Source organism: Bradyrhizobium sp. (assembly GCF_035309285.1).
Lineage (GTDB): Bacteria > Pseudomonadota > Alphaproteobacteria > Rhizobiales > Xanthobacteraceae > Bradyrhizobium.
Genome location: NZ_DATGFH010000062.1, coordinates 1 through 24768 on the forward strand (window position 1 = coordinate 1; position 24768 = coordinate 24768).

Consider the following 24768-nt stretch of genomic DNA (forward strand, 5'->3'; position numbering starts at 1 on the left):
CATCGTCGAATCCGGCGGCAAGCTCTATAGCGCGACCAAGGAAGTCAAGGTCACCGTCGGCGGCTGCGGCGGTTGAGACCAGAGCATAAGGAAGAAACCGATGGCATCGACCATTCGCGTGCGCGCCACCAATAGCGGCGACACCACCGTGGTGCAGGCGCTGATCCAGCATCCGATGGATTCCGGATTCGTGAAGGATGCGCATGGCCAGATCATCCCGCCGCATTTCATCCAGCAGCTCACCTTCGAGCACAACGGCAAGACCGTGTTCCTCGCCAATTGGGGCCCGGCGGTCTCGAAGGACCCCTATGTGAAATTCTCCTTCAACGGCGCGGGCAAGGGCGACGACCTCAAGATCAGCTGGGTCGACAACAAGGGCGCGACCGACACCACCACCGCGAAGATCCAGTGACAATGCGCGCGCGAACGATCATCCTGACCGCCGCGGCCGCGCTCTCGACGGCGGCGCTGGCCTGTTTTGCGGCATCCGCCATCGCCGCCCCCGACACGATCGATCCGGTCGCGGACGCCAAGGCGTTCCGGAAATACTTCACGGACAAGTTCCCGAAAGTGAAGCTTAACGATTTCGTCAACGGTCCCTATTCGATGAATGCGGACATGCGCAAGCAGTGGGAGGACATGGAGCAGTTTCCGCCCTACGAATTCGCGCTGGAAGCCGGCAAGGAGATGTTTTCGAAGCCGTTCAAGAACGGCAAGACTTATGCGGATTGCTTCTCAAACGGCGGCATCGGCATTCGCCAGAACTACCCCTATTTCGACGAGAAGGAAGGGAACGTCATCACGCTTGAGCTCGCGATCAATCGCTGCCGCGAGGTCAACGGAGAAGCGCCGCTTTCCTATATGAAGGACGAGATGGCCTCGCTCACCGCCTACATGGCCTACACCTCGCGCGGCAAGCCGATGGATATCAAGATCCCGAACGACCCGCGCGCGCTCGCGGCTTACGAAGATGGCAAGCGTTATTTCTACACCCGTCGCGGCCAGCTCAATTTCTCCTGCGCGAGCTGCCACGTGCAGAGCGCGGGTGAACACATCCGCGCCGAGACCCTTGCGCCCGCGCTCGGCATCATGAATGCGTTGCCGATCTACCGCTCGGAATGGGGCGGCATGGGCACGACGAGCCGCCGCCTCGTCAGCTGCAACAGCCAGACCCGCGCGGTTCCGCTCGAGCCGCAATCCGACGAATATCGCGACGTCGAATATTTCCTTTCCTATGTCGCCAACGGGCTTCCGATCTCGGGGCCAGGATCACGGCCATGAGCACGATACGGAACATGGCGCTCGCCGCGGTGTTGCTCGTCTTGGGCGGGGGACCTGCGCTCGCCGCCTCGGAGGCCGACTACAAGGCTGCGCTTGCCGCGGCCGAATCCGCCGAAAAGGACGCCGCCACCTTGCGCAATCGCTGGACCACAACCGAATCCGCGCTTGCGGCCGCAAAGAAGGCGGCCGCAACCGGCGATTTCGAGGCTGCCACGGCGTCGGCGAAGCAAGCCGAGGCGCTGGCAAAAGCGTCGATTTTCCAGGCGAGCAGCGAAAAGGAACGCTGGAAGGACATGGAAATCCGCTGAATTTCGTTCGGCGTTTTGAGAGGCGAACACCAAAAAATGAAAATCCGCCGGCGGGATTTTCTGAAATTTTCGGGCGCGCTCGCCTTGTCGAGCGGGTTCGCCCGCGCCACGCACGCCGCCACTGACAAGCCGAGCCTCTACGAGCTCGAACGCTTCGGCAATGCGCGCATCCTGCACCTGACCGACACGCATGCGCAGCTCTTGCCGGTGTTCTTCCGGGAGCCGAGCTTCAATATCGGCACCGGCGACATGGCCGGAAAGCCGCCGCATCTCGTGGGCCGAGCCTTTCTGGATCATTTCGGCATCAGTGCCGACAGCGCCGATGCCTATGCATTCACCTCGCTCGACTTCGAGAAATCGGCGGCGCGTTTTGGCAAGCTTGGCGGCTTTGCCCATCTCAAGACCCTGATCGACCGCCTGCGCGGTGATGTCGGCGCGCGCAGCTCGCTGCTCCTGGACGGTGGCGACCTCTGGCAGGGGACGGGGCTCGCCAACATCATGCAGGGCGCCGACATGGTGGAGGCCGCGAACCTGCTCGGCATCGAGGCGATGACCGGCCACTGGGAGTTCACTTACGGCGAGGAGGCGCTGCGCAGGAATCTCGGGGCCTTCAAGGGCGAGTTCCTGGCGCAAAATGTCTTCCTGACCGAGGAGGCCAAATTCAACGACGCCAAAGCCTTCGATCCCGCCTCCGGCCGCGTGTTCAAGCCGTCCGTGATCAAGGAGATTGGCGGTCATCGCATCGCGGTGATCGGCCAGGCTTTTCCTTATGTGCCGATCGCTCACCCCAAGCGTTTCACGCCGGACTGGACCTTTGGCATCCACGACGACGAGCTGCAGAAGCTCGTCACGGCTCATCGCGACAACGACAAGGTCGATGCCGTGCTGTTGCTCTCGCACAATGGCATGGACGTCGACCTGAAGCTTGCGAGCCGCGTGAGCGGTATCGATGCGATTCTCGGCGGCCACACCCATGACGCCGTGCCGCAGCCGGTGCTGGTGAAAAATCCGGGCGGCGCCACGCTCGTCACCAATGCCGGCTCGAACGGAAAATTCCTGGGCGTGCTCGACCTAGTGCTCGGCAACGGCAGGGTGAAGGACGTCCGCTACCACCTGCTGCCGGTCTATTCCGAATTGCTCAAGCCCGACCCGGAGATGAAGGCGCTGGTCGAGAAGCTGCACGCGGCCCATTCGAAAGGCTGGACAGACAAGATCGCGACCGCCGACCGGCTGTTGTACCGACGCGACAATTTCTGGGGCTCGATGGATCAGTTGATCTGCAATGCCCTGCGCGGCGAATTGAATGCCGAGATCGCGCTGTCGCCGGGTTTTCGCTGGGGCACCACGGCGCTTGCGGGGCAGGCACTCACCATGGAAGACGTGCTGGCGGAAAGCGCGATCACCTATCCCGAGACCTATGTACAGACCATGACCGGCGCACAGATTAAAGACGTCATGGAAGATGTCTGCGACAACCTCTTCAACGCCGATCCCTATTACCAGCAGGGCGGCGACATGGTCCGCGTCGGCGGCCTGACCTACGCCTGCACGCCGACGGAAAGCATCGGCAGGCGCATCTCCGGACTGAAGCTCGATAACGGCCGGATGCTGGAGGCCGACAAGCGCTATAAGGTCGCCGGCTGGGCTTCGGTCAACCCGCAGGAAGGCAAGCCCGTTTGGGACGTGCTTGCGGATTATCTGCGCTCGGGAAAGACCTCCCTGCCCTATGGCAGCAACGTCACGCTCAAAGGCGTCGACGGCAATCCGGGAATCGCAGGATGATCGGCTCCGGCAAAACCCTCCGAGCTCTTGTCGGCGCCATGACTGTGGCCCTTTCTGCCGTCGCGCTTCCATCTGCCTGCCGCGCGCAGCAGGTGCCGCTGCAGGACAAGCCGTTTGCCGAGCACAAGATCGTGCTGCAGCTCTCCGACAACGATCCGCACAAGCAGGCGCTGGTGATCAGTGTCGCCAACAACCTTTTGAAATTTTACGATCCCGACAAGGTCGCGATCGAAATCGTGGCCTTCGGCCCCGGCATCGATTTGCTGCGAAGCGAAAACGCCCGCCGCAAGCAGGTCGAGAGCCTGATCGCACAGGGCGTGCGCTTCGATGTGTGTCTGAATACCGTCGATACGATCGAGCGGGAGACCGGAAAGCGGCCGGACATCATCCCCGGCGCGACGCCTGTCCAGGTCGGCGTCGGGCAGATACTGTTGCTGACCGAAAACGGATATACATTGGTGAGGCCTTAGCGGACGGCCTCTCCGGCCTCGTGCATTTGATGGAATTGCAGGAGCGGAGCTGGAGCTATGTCCAGCCCGGATGTGGTAGGATCAGCACCAAGAATTTTGATCGGTGAGCCATCATGATCTTCCGTCAGCTCTTCGACAGCGTTTCCGGCACCTACTCCTATCTCCTGGCGAGCCGCCCCGGCGGCGAGGCGCTGATCCTCGATCCCGTGCTGGAGAAAGCCGACCGCTATTGCAAACTGCTGCAGGAGCTCGACCTCAAGCTGGTGAAGGCGGTCGATACCCATCTGCATGCCGACCATGTCACGGGCTTGGGCGAGTTGCGCGACCGCACCCATTGCATCACCATCATGGGCGAGCAGAGCAAGGCCGACGTGGTGTCGATGCGGGTGTCCGACGGCGACAAGGTGACGATCGAGGGACTTTGCCTCGACGTGATGTATACGCCGGGCCACACTGACGATTCCTATAGCTTCTCGATGGGTGACCGCGTCTTCACGGGAGACACGCTGTTGATCCGCGGCACCGGCCGCACCGATTTCCAGAACGGTAGCGCGCGGGCGCAGTATGATTCGATCTTCAACCGGCTCTTGAAGCTGCCGGAGGAGACGCTGGTGTTCCCGGCCCACGACTACAAGGGCGATACCGTCTCCACCATCGGCGAGGAGAAGCGCTACAATCCGCGGCTGCAGGTGCGCTCGATCGACGAGTATGTCGAGTTGATGGGTAATCTCAACCTGCCCAATCCCAGGCTGATGGACGTGGTGATCCCCGCCAACATGCATGTCGGGCTGCATCAGGACGAATTGGAAAAGCAGGGGCTGTCGCTGAACGCGCGCCAGGCGATCGAAAGCCTCGGCCGTACCGATGTGCTGTTGGTCGATCTGCGCGAGAGCAGCGAGCGCGCCAAGCACGGCACGCTGTCCGGCGCGCTGCACGCCCCCTATCCCTCGATCGAGGAAAGTCTCAAGCCCGGCGGCGTGTTGCGCGAGGTCGCGGCCGCGACCGGACGCCGCATCGTGTTCTTCTGCGCCTTCGGCGAACGCTCGGCGATGGCGGTGAAAGCCGCCAAGGAGGCCGGGCTTTCCAACACCGCACACATCGCCGGTGGCCTGGATGCCTGGAAGAAGGCCGGCGGGCCCGTGCTGCACGTCTGAGTTCTCAGGAGGACGCCGATGAGGAAGGCCGGCAAGAAGGGTGAGCCTTCGAAGAAGGCCGGCGCCAAGCCGAAGACGCCGTCGCCTCCACCGACAGCCGAGGACAAGGGCGAGGACGAGGATTATGAGGATGGCGACATCGCCACTCCCAAGCGCGACCGCTACGGCACCGACGACGAGCCGTTGTAGTTGATTTTCGTCATTCGTGGGCGATGCGGAGCGTCGAACGGCCCCTGTCAGCTCGACCGCACCATGTTAGGCCGCAGCAATCGTTTCGGGTGCACGCCGTCAACATAGCCCATGAAGGGTGGGTGGATCGAATAGCCGATCAGTTCGCGCGCGCGTTCGGGCAGGGTTTCCGCGACATCCGCGGGCACAGCGAGGCACATGTTCTCGAGCTGCCGCACCCAGCCGGCGCAATATTGCGGCGTGATGATCAGCCGCGGCCGATCCGAGCGGTTGCTGCCGCCGCGGTGCCACAGCGTGCCCTTGGCGATCGCAAGTGAGCCTGACGGCATCGCAAGCTTCACCGCATCCGTGCGATGACCGGGGTCACGCTTCTGATCCAGCGCGGACCTTGCACCGAAATCCGTTGGCGTCGCTGCGCCCTGGATCCGCCGCTCGTCCCACAGATGGCTGCCGGGAATGACCTCGGTGCTGCCGTTGAGCTCGGTGGTGTCATCAATGGCCCAGAAAGTACTGACACCCAGGGCCGGCCGCGGGCGCGGCATGCGGGCGCCGCCATCATCTGTGTGCCACGGCTGCACGGTCTCGCCCGGCTGCAGGTTGATGGCAAGGCAAGCCGACAACAGGCAGCTTGGTCCAAGCTCCGCTTCGACAAAGGCGAGCACCAACGGATGGATCACGAGCTCGGCGAACACCGGCGACTTTGCCAATAGCGCATAGACTCGGTTGGTCTTCAGGCCCTCGAAATCATTGCGGCCTTTCAGGTCGCGCTCGATGTAGGGCGCAAGCGCAGAGCGGATCGCAGCGACCTTCGCGGCCGGCAGCACGCGCTCGAAGATCAGGAAGCCGCGACGGTCGAACTCGTCGCGCCACGTCTCGAAGGAGAGGCCTTTCAGCCAGGGAGATGCCTGCTGAACGGAATCATGGGGTATCGGCTGAGCCATGGTTGAAATCCCGAACAGATGTCCCCGGCCCTCGCCCATCTGACTTCAATTCAATTCAGGAGTCGAGATCGCCCTCGTCGCACGCCGCAGACAAAACCTGCGGCGTGACGATGATTCATCGCGCTTTAGTGCGCCATCAAGACCGGCAGGTCCGCGTGCTGCATGATGTGGCTGGTGGCGCCGCCGAAGATCATTTGCCGGAGCCGGTTCCGCGTGAAGGCGCCCTTGATCAGGAGATCGCAGCCTTCGGCTGCGGCCGCGGCCAAGACCGCTTCACCGGTGCTGCGGCCTTCCACTTCGACGCTCACCGGCTCGGCAGCGATGCCGTTGTAGCGCAACTGCTTGCGCACGTGATCGGCGGAGGGCCCCGGCACATCCTGTCCACCGAGGACGGTCAGCACCATCACCCGTTTGGCGAGCCGCAGCAAGGGCATCGCGAAAGCGTTGGCGCGAGCCTGCTCGGTCGAGCCGTTCCAGTGGATCATGACGTTGGTCGCGATCTGTTTCGGCGCGACGGGCGGCGACAGCAGAACGGGCCGGCCGCTTTCGAACAGGGCGGATTCGATCGCGCGCTGGTAGGGGCCCGTCGTATCGGCGTCCGGCCTGCCCATGACGATCACATCGAAGGCACGGCCGTGGCTGCCGACCAGGGACTCGCCCGGCGACACCTCGTCAAACCAGCCGAACCAGGGCGTGCCGGAGCCGGCGCTAGCCGCGGGAATGCCATGCTGGCGCATGAAAGACTCGAACAGCTTGCGCGCGCCCGCCGTTTCCTCGTCGCGCCGTGCGCGGTAGATCTCCATCGAAAAGCCGGTCGCGAGCTCCGCCACAACAAATTCCGGAACGCCGAACCACAGCGGCACGCCCTCGATATAGGCACCGGTCCGCTGCGCGAGCAGCACCGCCGTCTCAAGCGCGGCCGCCATGGCCGGAGTATTCTGGGTTGGCACCAGGATCGTCTTCATCGTCGGCTCGCCCCGCTCGTTTCAAGAATGAGCGACAGTCCCATGCAGCCAAAACGGTACTGACTTCGATAGGCTAAACCTTCCGTGACAGGCGCGCTAGCCAAACGTTTCGCTCTCGATCTGGCGGATGGTCTCGAGGCTCAGGAGATGCCCGCCAAAGCCGCCGCGCGCCAGCGCGAGCGCTGATTTGGGCCGCGCCAGCAACAGCGTCGCCGTCATGGCCAACGGCACTGCACCAAGCCAGTCGGATCGAACCGGTGTCAGCTCCTCGGAACTGCCGGCATAAGGCTGCCGCCCGCGCCACAAGTGGTGGCATTCGCGCACGAGCTCGCGCCGCGTACCCCCACGAGACGCAAGGCCGAGCAGCGCCTGGATGGCGAGATGGGTGCGCACGCCGGCGCGGCTTTCGGGCAAGGCGTCCGGCGTCTCGCCGCGCGAGACCTTAAGCAACAGGCCGACCAGGTCGGTGCCGGCGAGATACGCGCTCATCGGCTCGACCAGGCGCGGATTGCAATCGATCAGGCGCGGCGTCGAATCATGCGGTGGCATCAAATAGTCGATTGAGAGTGCGCCATGCCAGGCGAGGCGCTGGCCGACTGCCTCCAGCATCGCGCGGATATTGGGCCGCAACACGCTCTCCTTGATCGCCTCACCGCCGCCGATGCCGGGCGCAACCTGCCGATAGGCGTGGAGGCCGATGAGCCGGCCGCGGCAAAACACCGATTGCGCCTTCTCGACCGTGCCCTCGATCAAACCCTGCACCAGCACCTCGCCGGCAAAGCCGCCGATCGCGGCCAGCTCGCGCGCCGCATTCTCCAGCGTCTGCATATCCTGCACAAACCAGATGCCGCGGCTCGCGGTGCCGACCGCGGTCTTGATCACAGCGGGAAGGCGAACGGCGTCGCGCAAGGCGCGCTCGGAGGTCACGATGCGCGTGGCGGGCTGAGGCAGCTTCATGCCGGAGAGCAACCTACTGAAAGCCGCCTTGCTGTGCGCAGTGCGATAGCTTTCGAAGGCCGGCAGCGCGAGCCCGACGCCGGGCTTGAAGCGCCTCTGCACCCGCGAGAACAGGAATCCCTGCTCGTGAGTCGGCAACAGCACATCGAATGGTTGTGACGCGAGCAGCCGCTCAACAAAAGCGAGATACCGATCTGGATCGTCGCGCAGCGGCGGACAGCGGTGGAACTTTTTGACGAAGCGCGAAGAGCGCCCCAGGCACCAGGGACTGGGATCGCACACCTCGACATGATGGCCCGCGAGCCCGAGGATCGTGATCGCCTCACGCGCGGAGGTGCTGGACCCTTCTGAAAGGAGCACGCGAAGCGGCATCGAATTGGCCAAAAATTAACGTGAGCCCTAACGAGCGACCTTCGGTTTAGTGCTCGCCATCATATCGTGTTTTACCGACTTGGCGGCCGCTACGGTCTTGGGAATTTCGATCACCACCGTCTCTCACAGCAACACAAGGTCGATGCGATAATATCCGTGCGAGAGACGATCCCGGATCCGTCGCGCCAGCTTCAGATTGAGATCAGGGACTGTTCTGTCCAGTTCCGGATTGATATCGTCGAGCTTGCCGGCGGCCTCGCCGATCGCCTCCACGCATTTCGAGACGGCGTCCTGGACCAACGGATTGGCAAAGAAAGCGTCGCGATCAATCCCCGCAAGGTGGGCCTGGAGACGTTCACCCCAGGAAATAATGTCCGACAACCAATCGCGCTCTGATCGCCGCGTCATGCAACCGGCGCGAGATCGGCTTCAACGTTTTCCATGACATCCGGAGCCAGCGAGCTCTTCGTCAGCACCTCGACCTTGCAGCCTAGAACTTCTTCAAGCTCGAGCTCGATCCGTGCAAGATCGTAGAACGTTGTCCCCGGCGGGGCCTCGACCAGGATGTCGAGATCGCTCTTTTCCGTGTCATCGCCACGCGCGACCGAACCGAACACCTTTGGTTCGCGCATGCGAAAGCGTTCCAGAATCTCGCGAACCTGGGTCCTGTGCTTCGCTATGGAAACCGAGGGTTTCATAGTTGGTCCCGTTCCGTTGGAGGCTTGAAGTATTCCAAGCTTAGCATCCGAAACGGCCCGAACCAACGACCGGTCGATCGAATAGGTGCCAAACCATGAGCACAAGTTAATGATTTGTCGCCGACTTTACCGACATTCGCGGAAGCTGCCATGCAGCCGCATTGATAGACAAATGGGCACACCTCACCGATAGTGCCGTGCCTCGCAGATGGAATCCTTTACCCGATGGCCGACGTTCTCGCCGCACCGCAGCAAGCCACGCAACAAGCGAAAGCCAGCAGCGAATTTCGCACACTGTCGCTGATCTCGGTCGCCCATTGGGTCAGCCATTTCCATCTTCTGGTGCTGCCGATGCTGTTTCCGTTCCTCAAAGCGCAGCTCGGCGTCGGCTATATCGAGCTCGGCTTCGCGCTAACCGTGTTCGCGGTCATCTCGGGCCTGACTCAGGCGCCACTCGGCTACATCGTCGACCATGTCGGCGCGCGCGTCATCCTGCTCTTCGGGCTCACCCTCGGCGGCCTCGCCTTCATCCTGCTCGGGCTGCACCTGAGCTATTCCTGGCTGATCGCGAGCGCCGTGCTGCTCGGCATTGCGAACAGCGTCTATCATCCCTCCGATTACGCGATCCTGTCGGCGCATATGGACTCGGCGCGGATGGGCCGCGCCTTTTCCGTCCACACCTTCGCCGGCTTTCTCGGCGGCGCGGTCGCGCCCGCCATCATGGCGGGACTCGTCACCTGGATCGGCGGCTTCGGCGCGCTGATCGTGGTGGGCGCCATCGGCATCTCCGTCGCGCTGCTGCTTTTGATCCTGGGCATTCCCGATGCCGGCGCGAAGCACAGGGCTGCGGGCGCCGGAGCCGGCGTATCGAAACAGAGCGTGCTCACGCCGGCACTGATGGTTCTCACGGCCTTCTTCACCCTGCTCGGCCTTTCCAATGCCGGCATCGCCAATTTCGGCGTCGTCGCGCTGATGGGCGGCTTCGGCACCTCGTTCTCGATCGCGAATATCGCGCTCACGAGCTACCTCGGCGCCAGCGCTGTCGGCGTGCTCGCTGGCGGCTTCCTCGCCGATCGCACGCAGCGCCACGGCCAGCTCGCAGCCGCCTGCTTTGGCGTCAATACCGCGCTTGTGCTGCTGATCGCGATGGTGGTGTTGCCTTCGATTGCGCTGATCGCCGTGATGACCATCGCGGGCTTCCTCTCCGGAGTGATCGCTCCCTCGCGCGACATGCTGGTCCGCGAAGCAGCTCCCCCTGGTGCAGCCGGCCGCGCCTTCGGCATCGTCTCCACCGGCTTCAACTTCTCAGGGATCGCAAGTCCGCTGCTGTTCGGCTGGATCATGGACCAGAACATGCCACGCTGGGTGTTCCTGGTTTCCGCCGTCTTCATGGCGCTGACGGTGCTCTTGGCATTTTTCACCGAACGGAAATCAAAGGTCGCGACTGCGTCAGCCGGCGATGCCGATGCATTCCTGAGCCCCAACGCCAGCGGTTGACACTCCCGCGGAGCAGCCGATGATACCGGCAAATCATAACGCGGGATTAGACGCCAATGACTGCCTCTCCAGATCTCGTGATCCGCGGCGGCACCGTCGCCGACGGGCGCGGCGGCGATCTCTATGAGGCCGATGTCGCAATCAAGGACGACCGCATCACCGAGGTCGGCAAGGTCGCAGCCAAAGGCAAGGAAGAGATCGACGCCAAGGGCAAGCTCGTCGCGCCGGGCTTTGTCGACGTCCACACCCATTATGACGGCCAGGTGACCTGGAGCCACGATATCACGCCGTCCTCGCAGAACGGCGTCACCACCGCGGTCATGGGCAATTGCGGCGTCGGCTTCGCGCCGTGCCGGCCGGACGATCATCTCCGGCTGATCCAGCTCATGGAAGGCGTCGAGGATATTCCGGAGCCGGTGTTGAGCGCCGGCATCCCATGGTCATGGGAGAGTTTTCCGGACTACATGAACTGGCTGTCGAAGCGAAACTTCGACATCGATATCGGCGCGCAACTGCCACATGCGGCGCTCCGTGTCTATGTGATGGGCGAGCGCGGCGCGCGCCGCGATCCCTCGACGGATGAGGACAACATGCAGATGGCGGCGCTCGCGCGCGATGCTGTACGCGCCGGCGCGCTCGGCTTCTCCACCTCGCGCACGCTCAATCACCGCACCTCGACCGGCGACTTCACGCCGACCTTGAAGGCCGGCGAGGACGAGCTGACCGCGATCGCGGCCGCCATGCACGGCGAGGGCCGCAGTGTGCTGCAGTTCGTTCTCGACCTCTCAACCATCCATGAAGATCTGCCAATGATGCTGCGGGTGGCCGAGACGACCCGATGCCCGATCACCTTCTCGATCACGCAGAACGACAAGGCGCCGCAGCGCTGGCGCCAGACGCTCGCCGAGATCAACGCTGCCGCGGCGCGTGGACTCTCGATCACCGCGCAGATCGCGGCGCGCCCGGTCGGGTTGATGCTGGGCCTGGAATTGTCGCGCAACCCGTTCCAGACCCATCCGAGCTATCGGGCGATTGCGAATCTGCCGTTGCCCGCGCGCGTCGCGCGCCTGCGCCAGCCGGACGTGCGCGCGGCGATCCTGAGCGAGTCGGCGACCGCTACGGATGATCCGCTGTTCTTCCGACCGAACTACGACAAGATGTATCTGCTCGGCAATCCGCCGGACTACGAGCAACCGCCGGAGAATGCGCTGGGCGCCCGCGCTTGCCGCGAAGGCAAGCGGCCGGAAGAGCTTGCCTATGACGCGATGCTGACCGACGACGGCCGCGGCATGCTCTACGTCCCGTTCCTGAATTACTCCGACGGCAATCTCGATTCGACGCGCGAGATGCTGCAGGACGCGCGCGCGGTGCCGGGCCTCTCCGATGGCGGCGCACACTGCGGCATCATCTGCGATGCGAGCTTCCCGACCTATTTGCTTACGCACTGGACGCGCGACCGCACCCGCGGCGAGAAGCTGTCGATCCCGTTCGTGGTTTCGGTGCAGTCGCGCAAGACCGCACTTTCGGTCGGGCTCTACGACCGCGGCCTGATCGCGACGGGCTATAAGGCCGATGTCAACGTCATCGACTACGACAAATTGCATCTGCATCCGCCGAGGGTGCATTACGACCTGCCGGTCGGCGGCCGGCGCCTGCTGCAGCAGGTCGACGGGTACGACGCCACCATCGTCTCCGGCGTGGTCACGCAGCGCGAGGGCCGCGCCACCGGCGCTCGTCCGGGCAAGCTGGTCCGCGGCGCGCAGGGCAAGGCGCGTGAGTTCGGGGCGGCGGCGAGCTGAGGGCGAAGGATCGCAGGCCGTAGGGTAGGCAAAGCGAAGCGTGCCCACCATCTTGCGCGACATGATGAAAGATGGTGGGCACGGCGCTCCGCGCCTTTGCCCACCCTACACTTCTAACTACTGCTTCGCTACGTCGGCGACACCGCGCTCTTGAGCGCAGGCGCATCGGGCGCGGCGCCCGTCAACCGCGCGCGCTCGGTGTTGGGCCAGAGCAACAACAGGCCCAGCACGCCCGAACCGATCAGGATGCAGGCGTTGATGGTGAAGCCTGTCATATATCCGGCAAGCGGGTTCGCTGAACCCTGGATCACGTTGCCCATGACATAGGGCGCGATGATGCCGGAGAACGAGTAGAGCGCGCCGTAGATCGCGATGATTGCGCCGCGCTGCGACACCGGCGTGAACTCGCCCAGCATCGGCGGGCACACCACATAGATTGATCCAGACAGGCCGGCACCGATCACGAGCAGCGCGATCTGCAAACCAGCTCCGCTGATATGCGGCATCATGGCGAGGATCGCGCCGCCGACGACCAGTGGCGCCGCACCGAGCACGCCGCGCGCACCGCGGGTGGAGACGCCACGCGCCATCAGCACCTGCGAGAACCAGCCGGTGAGGATCACGACGATGGCGCCGAAGATCCAGGGCAGGATCGAGACAAAGCCCGCCTGCTGTTGCGTGAAGCCAAGCCCCTGAATGATGAACGACGTGAACCAGGTCAGCCCCAGCGAGAGCGCCCAATAGGCGCCAAACGTCGTCAGCACGCAGCCGATGAAGGTGCGCGACGTCAGCAGCCGGGAGTAAGGGATTTTGGTTTCTTCCGCGGCAACCGCAGCAGTGTGGACCAGCGGACCTTCCTTGCCCAGGATCAGCCAGGCGAGCACCCATAGCACGCCGACCACGCCGAGCGCGCCGAACGCATAATGCCAGCTATAATTGACGATCAGCCAGTTCAGCGCCGGCACCGCAATGATCACGCCGAAAGCCGAGCCCTGCGACAGGATCGCGGTCGGCAGCGTGCGCTTCTCGTCCGGAAACCATTTGTAGATCGCGTGCGCCGCGACCGAGAACGCCGGCCCCTCGCCTGCGCCCAGGATGACGCGGCAGATCAGGAGCGTGGTGAGGCCGACCGTACCTACCATCGGAAACTGCGCCAGCGCCCAGACGAGGGCCAGCACCAGGAGCACCCAACGTGTTGCCACGCGGTTGGCGATAAAGCCAACGACGATGGCCGAGATCGAGAACAGGAGGAAGAAGGACGAGCCAAGCAGGCCGAACTGCGTCGGCTTGAGGTTGAGCTCGGTCATGATGGGCACGGCGGCAAGACCGACGACGATCTTGTCGGCGAAATTCACCAGCATGAGGAGAAACAGCAAGAAAGTGATGGTCCAGGCGCCCTTCGGCGTTTCGGTGGGCGTCGCTCGCGCGGCCATGATTTCTTCCCCGTCGTATCGTTCGAAGCTCTGTTGGATCGAAGCTACGCATGCCTTCCGGGCCGACGCAACCGTACATTTTGGCTTGTTCGCAGCGTTACAACCGCTCGAACCATCGGTCTAACGGTGTTTTGATCGCGCGCGAGTTCGTGCTGAAGGACCAGAAGCCGATCTGAAGGCTTCGCAACGCTGGCCGGGCCAAGTAAAAGAAGCCGTGCTGAGCGTCCGCAACCTGACTAAAACCTACCGTACGGCCGGCGAGGAGATCGCCGTGTTGCGCGGGGTCAATCTTGACATCGCCAGAGGCGAGCGCGTGGCGCTGACCGGCGAATCCGGCTCGGGCAAGAGCACGCTGTTGCACCTGATCGCCGGGCTCGATGCCGTCGATGGCGGCGAGATCAGGCTCAACGGCGCCTCCGTCACCGACCTCTCCGACGCCGGCCGCGCAGCGCTTCGCCGCGACCGGCTCGGGCTCGTGTTTCAGCAGTTCAATCTGATCCCGAGTCTCTCGGTCGATGACAACCTCGCGTTCCAGTCGCGCATCGCCGGCAGGCACGATGCCGCCTGGCACGCCGAACTCGTAGAGCGGCTCGGGCTCGCCAAGCTGCTCAGGCGCTACCCCGAGCAACTCTCCGGCGGCCAGCAGCAGCGGGTCGCGATCGGCCGGGCGCTCGCGACCAAGCCGCTGCTGTTGCTCGCCGACGAGCCAACCGGCAATCTCGATGAAGCGACCGCCGATGACGTGCTGGCACTCGCCCGCGATCTCGTCGCGCGCACCGGCTGCGGGTTTTTGATGGTGACCCACAGCGCGCGGCTCGCCGCGACACTGGACCGGCGGGTCACGTTGCATGCGGGGCTTGTCACATGAAGCGCGCGGTCTGGATATTGGCGGTGCTCCTGAGCCACTGGCGGCGGCATCCGATGCAGCTCGCGACTTTGCTGATCGGCTTGATCTCGGCGACCGCGTTGTGGAGCGGCGTACAGGCCTTGAACCAGCAGGCGCGCGAATCCTATGATCGCGCGGCCGCGGTCTTTGGCGGCTCGCGCACGCCGATGCTGGTCGCGCGGGGCGGCGCGACATTCCCGCAAGCTTTCTTCGTGAAACTGCGCCGCGCCGGCTGGCCGGTCTCGCCGGTGCTGGAAGGCCGCGTCCAGATCGGCGCCCGCTCGTTTCGCCTGCTCGGTATCGAGCCGGTGACGTTGCCGGCCGAGGTCGGCGATGCGCCCACCATCGCCAAGGCCAGCCTTCTGGCCTTCATCACGCCGCCCGGGCAGACGCTGGTCGCGGCTGAGACACTTTCCGATCTGCATCTTGCCGAGGGCGCCTCGCCGCAAGCCGCCAACGGCGCGCTGCTGCCGCCGCTCCAGGTGCAGCAGCAGCTCGTGCCGGACGTGCTGGTGGTCGATATCGGCATCGCGCAGAAGCTCCTGAACAAGCCCGATCAAATCTCGCGCCTGTTGATCGGCAAGCCTAAGGGCGTGCACACGACACTGGAGAGCGTCGCCGGCGACACGCTGCGCCTGGTCAAGCCCGACGCCGAAACCGATCTCGAGCGTCTGACCGACAGCTTTCACCTCAATCTCACCGCCTTCGGCTTTTTGTCCTTCTTTGTAGGGCTGTTCATTGTCAACTCCGCGATCGGGCTCGCCTACGAGCAGCGCCTGCCGATGCTGCGCACGCTGCGCGCCTGCGGGGTCTCCGCGACGCTGCTCAATAGCGTGCTGGTGTTTGAGCTGGTGTCGACGGCGCTGATCGCGGGATTGATGGGCCTCGTCTGCGGCTATTTCATCGCCGCGCAATTGTTGCCCGACGTCGCGGCCTCGCTACGCGGCCTTTATGGCGCACCGATCCCGGGCGAGCTCTCGCTGAGGCCGGAATGGTGGATCGCAGGGCTCGTCATCAGCGTTGCCGGCGCGCTAATCGCGGCCGCGACCAGCCTCGCCAAGGCGATAAGACTTCCAGTGCTCGCGGCCGCGCAGCCGCAGGCCTGGCAGCAGGCGCAGCGCCGCTGGCTGATGGTCCAGAGCGCGGCGGCGCTTGCGATCTTCGCGGTCGCCGCCGGGCTGCTCTGGGCCGGAAACTCGCTGATCGCCGGCTTCGGCGTTCTGGCGGCGCTGTTGTTCGGCGCGGCGTTGATCCTGCCTGCGATCCTTGAGATCGTGCTGTCACTCGGCGAACGCAACGCCGCTGGCGCGCTGGCGTCGTGGTTCTGGGCCGATAGCCGCCAGCAGCTTTCGGGACTGTCGCTGGCGCTGATGGCGTTGCTACTGGCGCTCGCGGTCAATGTCGGCGTCGCGACAATGGTGGAGACCTTCAGCCGCACCTTCCGGATCTGGCTCGATGGCCGGCTTGCCGCCGATATCTATGTCGCTGCCGCCGACAATGCGCAGGCCGACGCCATCAAGGCGTGGCTACGCGGACGCAGCGACGTGCAGGCGGTGCTGTCGGGCGGCCGCGCCGACACGCAGATCGGTGGCGCGCCGGTCGAGCTTCTTGGCCTGCCCGATGACGCGACCTATCGCGATCACTGGCCCTTGTTGCAATCGGAGACGGACGCCTGGACGAATCTTTCGCGTGGCGGGACGGCCTTCATCAGCGAGCAGTTGTCGCGCCGGACGAACCTGTCACCGGGCAATCATCTCACCGTACCGACGCCGAATGGCGACTGGCCGCTTCGGATCGTCGGCATCTATGCCGATTACGGCAACCCCAAAGGCGAGATCGCGGTCAATGCCGCAGCGCTGTTCAAGCATTTCCCCGGCACGCCGCAGACGCGGCTGGCGCTCCGCGTTAAGCACGACGAAATCCCGGGCCTGATCACGGCGCTGTCCGAAAAATTCAGGCTCGACGGTCGCAATCTTCTGGACCAGGCATCGCTGAAAGCGGAGTCCCTGCGGATCTTCAACCGCACCTTTGCGGTAACCGGCGCGCTGAACGCGTTCACGCTGGGGGTGGCCGGCGTGGCGCTTCTCACCAGCCTCCTGACGCTCGCCAATTCGCGCCTGCCGCAGCTTGCGCCACTCTGGGCGATCGGCGTGACGCGGCGGAAGCTTGCCGCGATCGAATTGGCAAAGACGCTGTCGGTCGCCCTCATCACGGCGCTCCTGGCGCTGCCGCTCGGGCTTCTCGTCGCCTGGTGCTTGATCGCGATCGTCAATGTGAAAGCCTTCGGCTGGCGACTGCCGTTCGACGTGTTTCCGTTGCAGCTCCTAAAGCTGCTCGGCGTCGCGCTGGCGGCGTCGCTGTTTGCCTCGCTCTTGCCAGTCGCGCGGCTGGCGCGCATGCAGCCGGCCAATCTGGTCAAGGTCTTTGCCAATGAGCGCTGATCGCACCATCTCGCGACGCGCGTTTGCGACCGGGCTCGCGCTGCTCGGGCTTCAGAGGAGAGCGCTCGCGCAGGGCTTTGCGGGGCTGGGCAATGATGCCAAGGGCTATGCCAAGGTCACGCCGGGAAAGACCTTCGCGTTTCCGGCCGACCACGGCCCACATCCGGACTTCCGGATCGAGTGGTGGTACGTGACGGCGAACCTCGCTGATAGCGGTGGCATCGCCTATGGCGCGCAATGGACGCTATTCCGGCAAGCTCTGGCGCCGGGCGCACATGACGAAGGCTGGGCCAACCAGCAGATCTGGATGGCACATGCAGCGGTGACACGCGCTGACACGCACCGCACCTCGGAAACCTTTGCGCGTGGAGGCGTCGGCCAGGCCGGCGTCACGGCCGAGCCTTTTGTCGCCTGGATCGATTCCTGGACGATGCGCGGTCTTGTCGGCTTCGATGCCAAAACCGTCTCGCCACTCGACCTCACCGCGACCGCCAAGGATTTTGGCTATTCCTTCCGTCTCGAGGCCGATCGCCCGCTCGTGCTGCAGGGCGATCGAGGTTACAGCAAGAAATCCGAGCGCGAGCAGGCGTCGTATTACTACAGCCAGCCGTTCTTCAAGGTTTCCGGCCACCTCGCCATCGACGACAAGCAGATCGCCGTTACCGGGCAAGCGTGGATGGACCGCGAATGGAGCAGCCAGCCGCTGGCGCCGGATCAGACCGGCTGGGACTGGTTCGCGCTGCATTTCGCCACAGGCGAAAAACTGATGCTGTACCGGATGCGCCAGAAAGATGGCCACGACTATGCATCGGGCACCTGGATTTCGGCCGATGCCACGACCCGCATGCTTGCGCCTTCCGACATCAGGATGACGCCGCAGGCGCCGATCGACATCGAAGGCCACAAGCTGCCGGTGCAATGGCGGATCGAAATCCCCTCGCTCAAGCTTGCGATCGACACCACGCCGCTCAATCCGAAGGCGTGGATGGGCACGACCTTTGCCTATTGGGAAGGCCCGATTCATTTTCGCGGCAGCCATTCCGGCGTCGGCTATCTGGAGCTGACCGGCTATTGATCGCGTCCCGATCATCTCGGCATAGTAGCGTCCATTCGTGATCCAATGTTCCTGGGGACATCTTCGATGTATCACTTCACCGCACTCGTCACGCTGCTTGCCGCTTTGTTCTACTTCTACACCTCGACGCGCGTTGCGCGAGCGCGCATCAAATACGGCGTCAAGCTGCCGGCGATCTCGGGCAATGCCGACTTCGAGCGCGTCTTCCGCGTGCAGATGAACACGCTGGAATGGCTGCCGATCTTCCTGCCGTCGCTATGGCTGTTCGCGATCTATATCAGCGATTGGGGCGCCGCCCTCGTCGGCGCGGTCTGGATCATCGGCCGGATCGTCTACATGATCGGGTATACCGAGGCCGTTCCCAAGCGCAGTCCCGGCTTCTTCATCCAGGCGCTGGCCTGCACCGTGCTGCTGCTCGGCGCGCTGGGTGCGATCGTGTGGCGGATCGTGCATGGATAACAGCATAACGTCGTCATTCCGGGATGGTCCGAAGGACCAGACCCGGAATCTCGAGATTCCAGGTTCGATGCTTCGCATCGCCCCGGAATGACGCTGCGCGTCACTTCGTCAGCGGGCAGCCGCTTTCTTTTGCGGTGAAGAATGCCTTGTCGCCGGGCACCACGGCGATCTGCTTGTAATAATCCCACGGATACTTCGATTCCGACGGTTTCTTGACCTCGAACAGATAGAGGTCGTGCACCATGCGGCCGTTCGCCAGGACCTTGCCTTGGGCGAAGACGTCGTCGACCGGTAACTCCTTCAGCTTTTTGGCGACCGCATCCGAATCCTTGGTGCCGGCAGCCTTCACCGCCTTCAGGTAGCTTAATGTCGCCGAATAGGTGCCGGCGTGGATCATGCTCGGCATGTGGCCGGTGCGCTTCATGAAGCGCTTGGCGAACGCGCGCGTCTTGTCGTCGTGGTCCCAGTAAAAGCCTTCGGTGAGGATCAGGCCCTGCGCCGCCTCGAGCCCAAGGCCGTTCACTTCGGAAATCGTCATCAGAAGGCCGGCCAATTTCTGTCCGCCCTTGACGATGCCGAACTCCGCCGCCTGCTTGATCGAGTTGGTGGTGTCGAGGCCGGCATTGGCAAGGCCGACGATCTTCGCCTTCGAGCTCTGCGCCTGCAGCAGGAAGGACGAGAAATCCGACGAGTTCAGGGGCACGCGGACCGAGCCCAGCACCTTGCCGCCATTGGCGGTGACGACGTCGGTGGTGTCCTTCTCCAGCGCATAGCCGAAGGCATAGTCGGCGGTGAGGAAGAACCAGGTGTCGCCACCCGCCTTCACCAGCGCACCGCCGGTGCCGACCGCAAGCGCACGCGTGTCATAGGCCCAGTGGAAGCTGTAGGGCGTGCAGGCGTCACCCGTGATGCGCGAGGTCGCAGCCCCCACCACGATGTCGATCTTCTTCTTTTCCTTGGAAAGTTCCTGCACGGCGAGCGCGACCGATGAGGTCGTGAGCTCGGTGATCATGTCGACGCCTTCGGTGTCATACCAGCGCCGCGCGATCGCGACTCCGAGATCGGGCTTGTTCTGATGGTCGGCCGTGACGAGCTCGATCTTCTGGCCGAGCACCTCGCCGCCAAAATCCTCGATCGCCATCTTCGCGGCCTCGACGGAATATTTGCCGCCATAGTCGGCGTAAACGCCGGACTGATCGTTGAGGATGCCGATCTTGACGCCTTGCGCGGACGCGGGCGCGGCCAACAACACGCCGCCCACCACTGCCGCCGCGATCCAGACTGATTTCATGAGTTGCCTCCCAGCCGCCTTTCGAAAACGCCGCGCGCCATCAAGCGCATGGTATATTTGATAACCCGGCACCCGCCCATCTATTTCGGTCCCTCACCGTCATGTCGGGGCGCGCGTAGCGCGAGCCCGGAATCCATACTCCCGGTCGTGGTTATGGATTCCGGGCTCATCGCTTCGCGATGCCCCGGAATGACGACAGCAAATGTCTTCAAGCCGCTGCAGCCGTCTCCTCGTTCTTCGGCTTGCGGCCGTCGGCGAGGTTGCGCACGACCATGTAGAAGATCGGCGTGAACAGCAGCCCGAACAAGGTGACGCCGAGCATGCCGAAGAACACCGCAACCCCGACGGCCTGACGCATCTCCGAGCCCGAGCCGGTGGAGACCACGAGCGGCAGCACGCCGAGGATGAAGGCAAATGACGTCATCAGGATCGGCCGGAGCCGCAACCGGCAGGCCTCGATCACGGCCTCAAGCCGCGGCTTGCCTTGGAGCTCGATGTCGCGCGCAAACTCAACGATCAGGATCGCGTTCTTGGCGGCCAATCCCACCAGCACCACGAAGCCGATCTGGGTCAGGATGTTGACATCCTGGCCCATGATGCGCACGCCGATGGTGGCGGCGAGCAGGCACATCGGCACGATCAGGATGACGGAGAACGGCAGACTCCAGCTCCCGTATTGCGCGGCCAGCACCAGATAAACGAACAGCACGCAGATCGGGAATACGAACAGTCCGGTATTGCCGCCGGTGACCTGCTGATAGGACAGGTCGGTCCACTCATAGGAGAAGCCACTCGGCAGCGTGTCGTTGGCGAGCTTCTTCATGATGTTGATGGCGGTTGCCGAGGAGACGCCGGGCAGCGTATCGCCCTGCAGCTCGGCGGCGGGATAGAGATTGTAGCGCGCCACGCGATCGGGTCCGGAGACGTCCTTGAAGTCGACGACGCTGCCAAGCATCACCATGTCGCCATTGGTGTTGCGGGTGCGCAACCGCGCGAGATCGGCGCGCTCTTTACGGAACGGCAGATCGGCTTGCGCGGTGACGTGATAGGTGCGGCCGAACAGGTTGAAGTCGTTGACATAGGCCGAGCCGAAATAGGTCTCGATCGTGTCGGTGATGTTCTGGATGGGCACGCCGAGCTTCTGCGCCTTGACGCGGTCGATATCGACGAACACCTGCGGCGTGTTGGCCGAGAACGGTGAGAACACCGAGGTAAGGCCCGGTGCCTTGCGCGCCGCGTTGACGAGATCATCGGTCGCTGCAGCGAGCAGCGCCGGACCGCGGCCCTGCCGGTCCTGGATGCGCATGGTGAAGCCGCCGCCGGTGCCAATGCCGGGGATTGGCGGCGGCGGGATCACGATGATGAAGGCGCCTTCGATGGTCGAAAGCCGCTTGCGCAATTCGGTGGTGAGAACGGCGGCGGTCTGGCCCTTCTTCGCGCGCACCTCCGGCTCGTCGAACACCGGAAACAGCGCGGCGGAATTGGAGGCCTGGGTGCGCGTCGCGCCCGACAGCCCCGCGAAGGCCGGCACGCGAACGATACCGGGAATGCCGAGCGCGATATTCTCGATCTGCTTGACGACCTCGGTGGTGCGCGCCAGCGAAGCTGCGCCCGGCAATTGCACGGAGACGATGACATAGCCGCGATCCTGCGCCGGGATATAACCCTGCGGCGTGGTCACAAGCAGCCATCCGGCGCTGCCGATCAACGCCACATACACCAATAGCATGACCGCGCGATGCCGGATCACGAGGCCGGCAAGGCTCGCATAGACGCGTGACAGCCACTCGAAGCCGCGGTTGAACAGGCCGGTGAACCATTCCCAGCCGCGCCCGATCAGGTTCCATGCAGCCGGTGGACGCTTCTCCTCGTGTGGCACCAGGATCTGCGAGGCGAGCGCCGGCGACAGCGTCAGCGAGCAGAAGAGGGAGATCGCGGTCGCGACCGCAATCGTGACCGCGAATTGCTGGAAGAATTGCCCGGTGATTCCGCCCAGGAACGCCGTCGGCACGAACACCGCGGCCAACACCAGCGCAATGGAGACCAGTGCGCTGCCGACTTCCTCCATGGTCTTCAGCGCCGCGTCGCGCCGGCTCAGGCCATGCGCGAGATGTCGCTCGACATTCTCGACCACGACGATGGCGTCGTCGACCACGATGCCGACGGCGAGCACGAGGCCAAACAGCGTGAGATTGTTGATGCCATAGCCGAGCGCAGCCATCGCCGCGAAGGTCCCGACCAGCGACACCGGGATCGCCGCGATCGGAATGATCGCCGGCCGCCAGCCCTGCAGGAACACCAGCACCACGATGACGACCAGGATCATCGCCTCGTAGATCGTCTTGATCAGCTCGGAGATCGACTGGGCGATGAACTCGGTCGGATTATAGCCGATGTTGTAGTCGAGCCCCTTGGGGAAGCTCTCCTTCAGCTTGGCCATCGTTTTCGAAATGCCCTTTGCGGTGGCGAGCGCATTCGATCCGGGACGCTGCGTCACCAGCATGGCGACGGCGGATTTCTTCAACAGGAAGCTGTTGGTCGAATAGTCGAGCGCGCCGAGCTGGATCCGCGCGATGTCGCGCAGCCGCACGATGCGGCCGTCCGCGCCCGCCTTGACGACAATGTCCTCGAACTGGGACGGGTCCTTCAGGCGTCCGGTGAAGGTCAGGTTGGGCTGGAAGGCGCGGTCGGCGATCGGCGGGCCGGCAAGCTGACCACCGGTGATCTGCAGATTCTGGGCGCGGATCGCGGTGAGCACGTCGTCCGCGGTCATGCCGAGATTGGAGATCTTGTCGGGATCGAGCCAGAGCCGCATCGAATAGTCGCGCGCGCCGAAGATCGTGATGTCGCCGATGCCGTCGAGCCGCAAGAGCTGGTCGCGGACCTGCAGCAGCGCGTAGTTGGAGATGTAGAGCTGGTCGAAGGTGTCGTCTGGCGACAGCATGAACACGACCAGGAGGATGTCGGGCGAGTTCTTCTTGGTGACGACGCCGTTACGCTGGACCTCTTCCGGCAGTTGCGGCTGCGCGATCGCGACGCGGTTCTGGACCAGCACCTGCGCCTTGTCGAGATCAGTGCCGAGCTTGAAGGTGACGGTGATGGTGAGCTGGCCGTTCGAGGTGGCCTGGCTGTACGTGTACAGCATGTCCTCGACGCCGTTGATCTGCTGCTCGATCGGAGCGGCCACGGTGTCGGAGATGGTTTGCGCCGAAGCGCCCGGATACTGCGCGGTGACGACCACGGTGGGCGGCACCACTTCCGGATATTCGGCGACCGGCAATGTGCGGTAGGCCAGCGCGCCCACGATCAGGAGCACGATCGACAGCACCATCGCCAGAATGGGCTGGTTGACGGAAAGACGTCCGAGATTCATGTCTTGCTACCGTTAATCTCGCCCTTGTGCGGGGTGACTTTGGCGCCGACGCGGGCCCGCTGGATACCGTCGATGATGACGCGATCTTCGGGTTTGAGGCCTGTGCGGATCACGCGCAATCCTTCGTCGAGCGGTCCGAGCTCGACCGCGCGCGCCTCGACCGTATTATCGTCCTTGACCACGAACACGATCTTGCGCGACTGGTCGGTCGCGATCGCCGCATCCGGCAACAGCAGCGCCTCATAGGGCGAGGATCCGATCAGGCGCACGCGGCCGAACTGGCCGGGCAGGATCGAAAGGTCGTGGTTCGGGACCACGGCACGGCTGCGCAGCGTGCCGGTCGACACATCGAGCCGGTTGTCGATGAAGTCCATATGGCCCTCATGCGAGGGCTTCGTTTCGCCGGTGAGCGTCACCTGCACCGGATTGGGCGTGTCGCGTGAGCTCGGCCGCTTGCCTTCGAACCAGAGCTTGTTGTTCTTCAGGTACGTCGCCTCGTCGACGTCGAAATAGATGTAGATCGGATCCAGCGAGACGATGGTGGTGAGCAGCGTCGAATTGCCGTTGTCAGAGCCCTGCACGAGATTGCCGACGCTGACGAGATGGCGGCTGACGCGGCCGGTGATCGGCGCCAGCACGTGGGTGAACTCGACATTGAGCTGAGCGGCCTTCAGCGCGCCTTCGGCGATCGTTTCGGCGGCGTGGGCGGCCTGCAAGGCCTGGCGGCGCTGGTCGACGAGCTGTTCGGAGACGGCACTGGACTGGACCAGGGCCAGCCCGCGGTCGAGGTCGCGCTTGGCAAGTTCGGTCTTGGCGCGCGCATCGGCGAGTTGGCCGTCGGCCTGGGCCGCCACCGCCTCGAAGGGGCGGGAGTCGATTAGGTAAAGCAAGTCGCCGGCATGGACCATGTCGCCGTCCTTGAACTCGACATTGGTGACGAAGCCACCGACCCGCGCCTTGACATCAACCTCCTCGACCGCCTCGAAGCGGCCGGTGAACTCATCCCAATCAGTCACGGTGCGCTTGACCGGCTGGGCGACGGTGACCGGCGGCGGAGGCGGAGCGGCGGCAGCGGCCTGTTGCCTTTGCTCGCAGCCTGCGAGACCAACCGCCAGCACGATCGACGCTGCGAGGCCGCCAAGGTGACGGACGCGTGACGAGATGTTTTGATTCAATTGCTGTGCTGGGCCGGTCGCGTTCAAGGGAATCTCCTCATGCCGTGCCGCGCGAGACGCAGCGCCCCGGGGGATTGGGCAGGGCCAAGATGCAACCTGCACGGTCCGCGTTCAAGGCCGGGATCGCGGTTTCATACACCGGGTTTGTGGCGCAAATTTTTTGCGATGGGGTCCGTGAAGATGGAATAATCGGCAAAAGGCCGGTACTGCCCGAATGGGGAG

Annotated in this window: 22 protein-coding genes; 13 read left to right on the forward strand and 9 right to left on the reverse strand. The window is 63.9% G+C overall.

Going from position 1 to position 24768, the window contains the following annotated elements:
* Window positions 1–100: 100 nt before the first annotated feature.
* From soxZ to VKR55_RS12490, 7 genes are all read left to right on the forward strand, one after another.
* Window positions 101–412, forward strand: a complete 312-nt coding sequence (soxZ, locus tag VKR55_RS12460) for a thiosulfate oxidation carrier complex protein SoxZ (protein ID WP_324403619.1) — start codon at window positions 101–103, stop codon at window positions 410–412.
* A gap of 2 nt (window positions 413–414) precedes the next feature.
* The gene (gene soxA / locus VKR55_RS12465) at window positions 415–1281 is read left to right on the forward strand and encodes a sulfur oxidation c-type cytochrome SoxA (RefSeq protein ID WP_324403621.1); all 867 of its coding nucleotides are present in this window, start codon (window positions 415–417) and stop codon (window positions 1279–1281) included.
* Window positions 1278–1589, forward strand: a complete 312-nt coding sequence (locus VKR55_RS12470) for a hypothetical protein (protein WP_414642349.1) — start codon at window positions 1278–1280, stop codon at window positions 1587–1589. The genes soxA and VKR55_RS12470 overlap by 4 nt, the downstream gene beginning before the upstream one ends.
* Window positions 1590–1625: 36 nt before the next feature.
* On the forward strand, window positions 1626–3371 hold the full coding sequence (gene soxB, locus VKR55_RS12475) for a thiosulfohydrolase SoxB (RefSeq protein WP_324403623.1): 1746 nt from the start codon (window positions 1626–1628) through the stop codon (window positions 3369–3371).
* Window positions 3372–3409: 38 nt separating this feature from the next.
* On the forward strand, window positions 3410–3841 hold the full coding sequence (locus tag VKR55_RS12480) for a DsrE family protein (RefSeq protein ID WP_324403625.1): 432 nt from the start codon (window positions 3410–3412) through the stop codon (window positions 3839–3841).
* Between the two features lie 113 nt (window positions 3842–3954).
* Window positions 3955–4995 (forward strand): MBL fold metallo-hydrolase, encoded by a 1041-nt coding sequence (locus VKR55_RS12485; protein WP_324403627.1) that lies wholly within the window; start codon window positions 3955–3957, stop codon window positions 4993–4995.
* Between the two features lie 18 nt (window positions 4996–5013).
* Window positions 5014–5184, forward strand: a complete 171-nt coding sequence (locus VKR55_RS12490; protein WP_324403629.1) for a hypothetical protein — start codon at window positions 5014–5016, stop codon at window positions 5182–5184.
* Window positions 5185–5231: 47 nt separating this feature from the next.
* On the opposite strand, the gene VKR55_RS12495 is transcribed toward VKR55_RS12490, so the two are convergent.
* From VKR55_RS12495 to VKR55_RS12515, 5 genes are all read right to left on the reverse strand, one after another.
* Entirely contained in the window at window positions 5232–6125 is an 894-nt protein-coding gene (locus VKR55_RS12495; RefSeq protein WP_324403631.1) for a phytanoyl-CoA dioxygenase family protein, read from the reverse strand.
* A gap of 125 nt (window positions 6126–6250) precedes the next feature.
* On the reverse strand, window positions 6251–7090 hold the full coding sequence (locus tag VKR55_RS12500) for a universal stress protein (protein WP_324403633.1): 840 nt from the start codon (window positions 7088–7090) through the stop codon (window positions 6251–6253).
* A gap of 96 nt (window positions 7091–7186) precedes the next feature.
* A complete protein-coding gene (locus VKR55_RS12505; protein WP_324403635.1) occupies window positions 7187–8407 on the reverse strand; it encodes a hypothetical protein in 1221 nt (406 codons plus the stop codon).
* A gap of 135 nt (window positions 8408–8542) precedes the next feature.
* Window positions 8543–8800: a HepT-like ribonuclease domain-containing protein gene (locus tag VKR55_RS12510; RefSeq protein ID WP_324403637.1), complete on the reverse strand. Its 258-nt coding sequence runs from the start codon at window positions 8798–8800 to the stop codon at window positions 8543–8545.
* Between the two features lie 23 nt (window positions 8801–8823).
* Window positions 8824–9051 carry a nucleotidyltransferase family protein gene (locus tag VKR55_RS12515; RefSeq protein WP_414642350.1) on the reverse strand — a complete coding sequence of 76 codons (228 nt, stop codon included), beginning with the start codon at window positions 9049–9051 and terminating at the stop codon, window positions 8824–8826.
* A gap of 291 nt (window positions 9052–9342) precedes the next feature.
* On the opposite strand from VKR55_RS12515, the gene VKR55_RS12520 reads away from it, so the two are divergent.
* On the forward strand, window positions 9343–10614 hold the full coding sequence (locus VKR55_RS12520; protein ID WP_324403641.1) for an MFS transporter: 1272 nt from the start codon (window positions 9343–9345) through the stop codon (window positions 10612–10614).
* A 56-nt stretch (window positions 10615–10670) separates the two neighbouring features.
* Window positions 10671–12413 (forward strand): N-acyl-D-amino-acid deacylase family protein, encoded by a 1743-nt coding sequence (locus VKR55_RS12525; RefSeq protein ID WP_324403643.1) that lies wholly within the window; start codon window positions 10671–10673, stop codon window positions 12411–12413.
* A 128-nt stretch (window positions 12414–12541) separates the two neighbouring features.
* On the opposite strand, the gene VKR55_RS12530 is transcribed toward VKR55_RS12525, so the two are convergent.
* The gene (locus VKR55_RS12530; protein ID WP_324403645.1) at window positions 12542–13846 is read right to left on the reverse strand and encodes an MFS transporter; all 1305 of its coding nucleotides are present in this window, start codon (window positions 13844–13846) and stop codon (window positions 12542–12544) included.
* Window positions 13847–14060: 214 nt separating this feature from the next.
* On the opposite strand from VKR55_RS12530, the gene VKR55_RS12535 reads away from it, so the two are divergent.
* From VKR55_RS12535 to VKR55_RS12550, 4 genes are all read left to right on the forward strand, one after another.
* The gene (locus VKR55_RS12535; RefSeq protein WP_324403647.1) at window positions 14061–14714 is read left to right on the forward strand and encodes an ABC transporter ATP-binding protein; all 654 of its coding nucleotides are present in this window, start codon (window positions 14061–14063) and stop codon (window positions 14712–14714) included.
* Entirely contained in the window at window positions 14711–17173 is a 2463-nt protein-coding gene (locus VKR55_RS12540; RefSeq protein WP_324403649.1) for an ABC transporter permease, read from the forward strand. The genes VKR55_RS12535 and VKR55_RS12540 overlap by 4 nt, the downstream gene beginning before the upstream one ends.
* A complete protein-coding gene (locus tag VKR55_RS12545) occupies window positions 17163–18248 on the forward strand; it encodes a lipocalin-like domain-containing protein (protein ID WP_324403651.1) in 1086 nt (361 codons plus the stop codon). The genes VKR55_RS12540 and VKR55_RS12545 overlap by 11 nt, the downstream gene beginning before the upstream one ends.
* 66 nt (window positions 18249–18314) lie before the next feature.
* Entirely contained in the window at window positions 18315–18707 is a 393-nt protein-coding gene (locus tag VKR55_RS12550) for an MAPEG family protein (RefSeq protein WP_324403653.1), read from the forward strand.
* Window positions 18708–18807: 100 nt separating this feature from the next.
* On the opposite strand, the gene VKR55_RS12555 is transcribed toward VKR55_RS12550, so the two are convergent.
* The 3 genes from VKR55_RS12555 to VKR55_RS12565 all read right to left on the reverse strand — a co-directional run bounded on the left by VKR55_RS12555 (window position 18808) and on the right by VKR55_RS12565 (window position 24534).
* Window positions 18808–19998, reverse strand: coding sequence for an ABC transporter substrate-binding protein (locus tag VKR55_RS12555; RefSeq protein ID WP_324403655.1), 1191 nt, complete (start codon window positions 19996–19998; stop codon window positions 18808–18810).
* Between the two features lie 208 nt (window positions 19999–20206).
* Window positions 20207–23371: an efflux RND transporter permease subunit gene (locus tag VKR55_RS12560; RefSeq protein ID WP_324403657.1), complete on the reverse strand. Its 3165-nt coding sequence runs from the start codon at window positions 23369–23371 to the stop codon at window positions 20207–20209.
* Window positions 23368–24534 (reverse strand): efflux RND transporter periplasmic adaptor subunit, encoded by a 1167-nt coding sequence (locus tag VKR55_RS12565; RefSeq protein WP_475386742.1) that lies wholly within the window; start codon window positions 24532–24534, stop codon window positions 23368–23370. The genes VKR55_RS12560 and VKR55_RS12565 overlap by 4 nt, the downstream gene beginning before the upstream one ends.
* Between the last annotated feature and the right edge of the window lie 234 nt (window positions 24535–24768).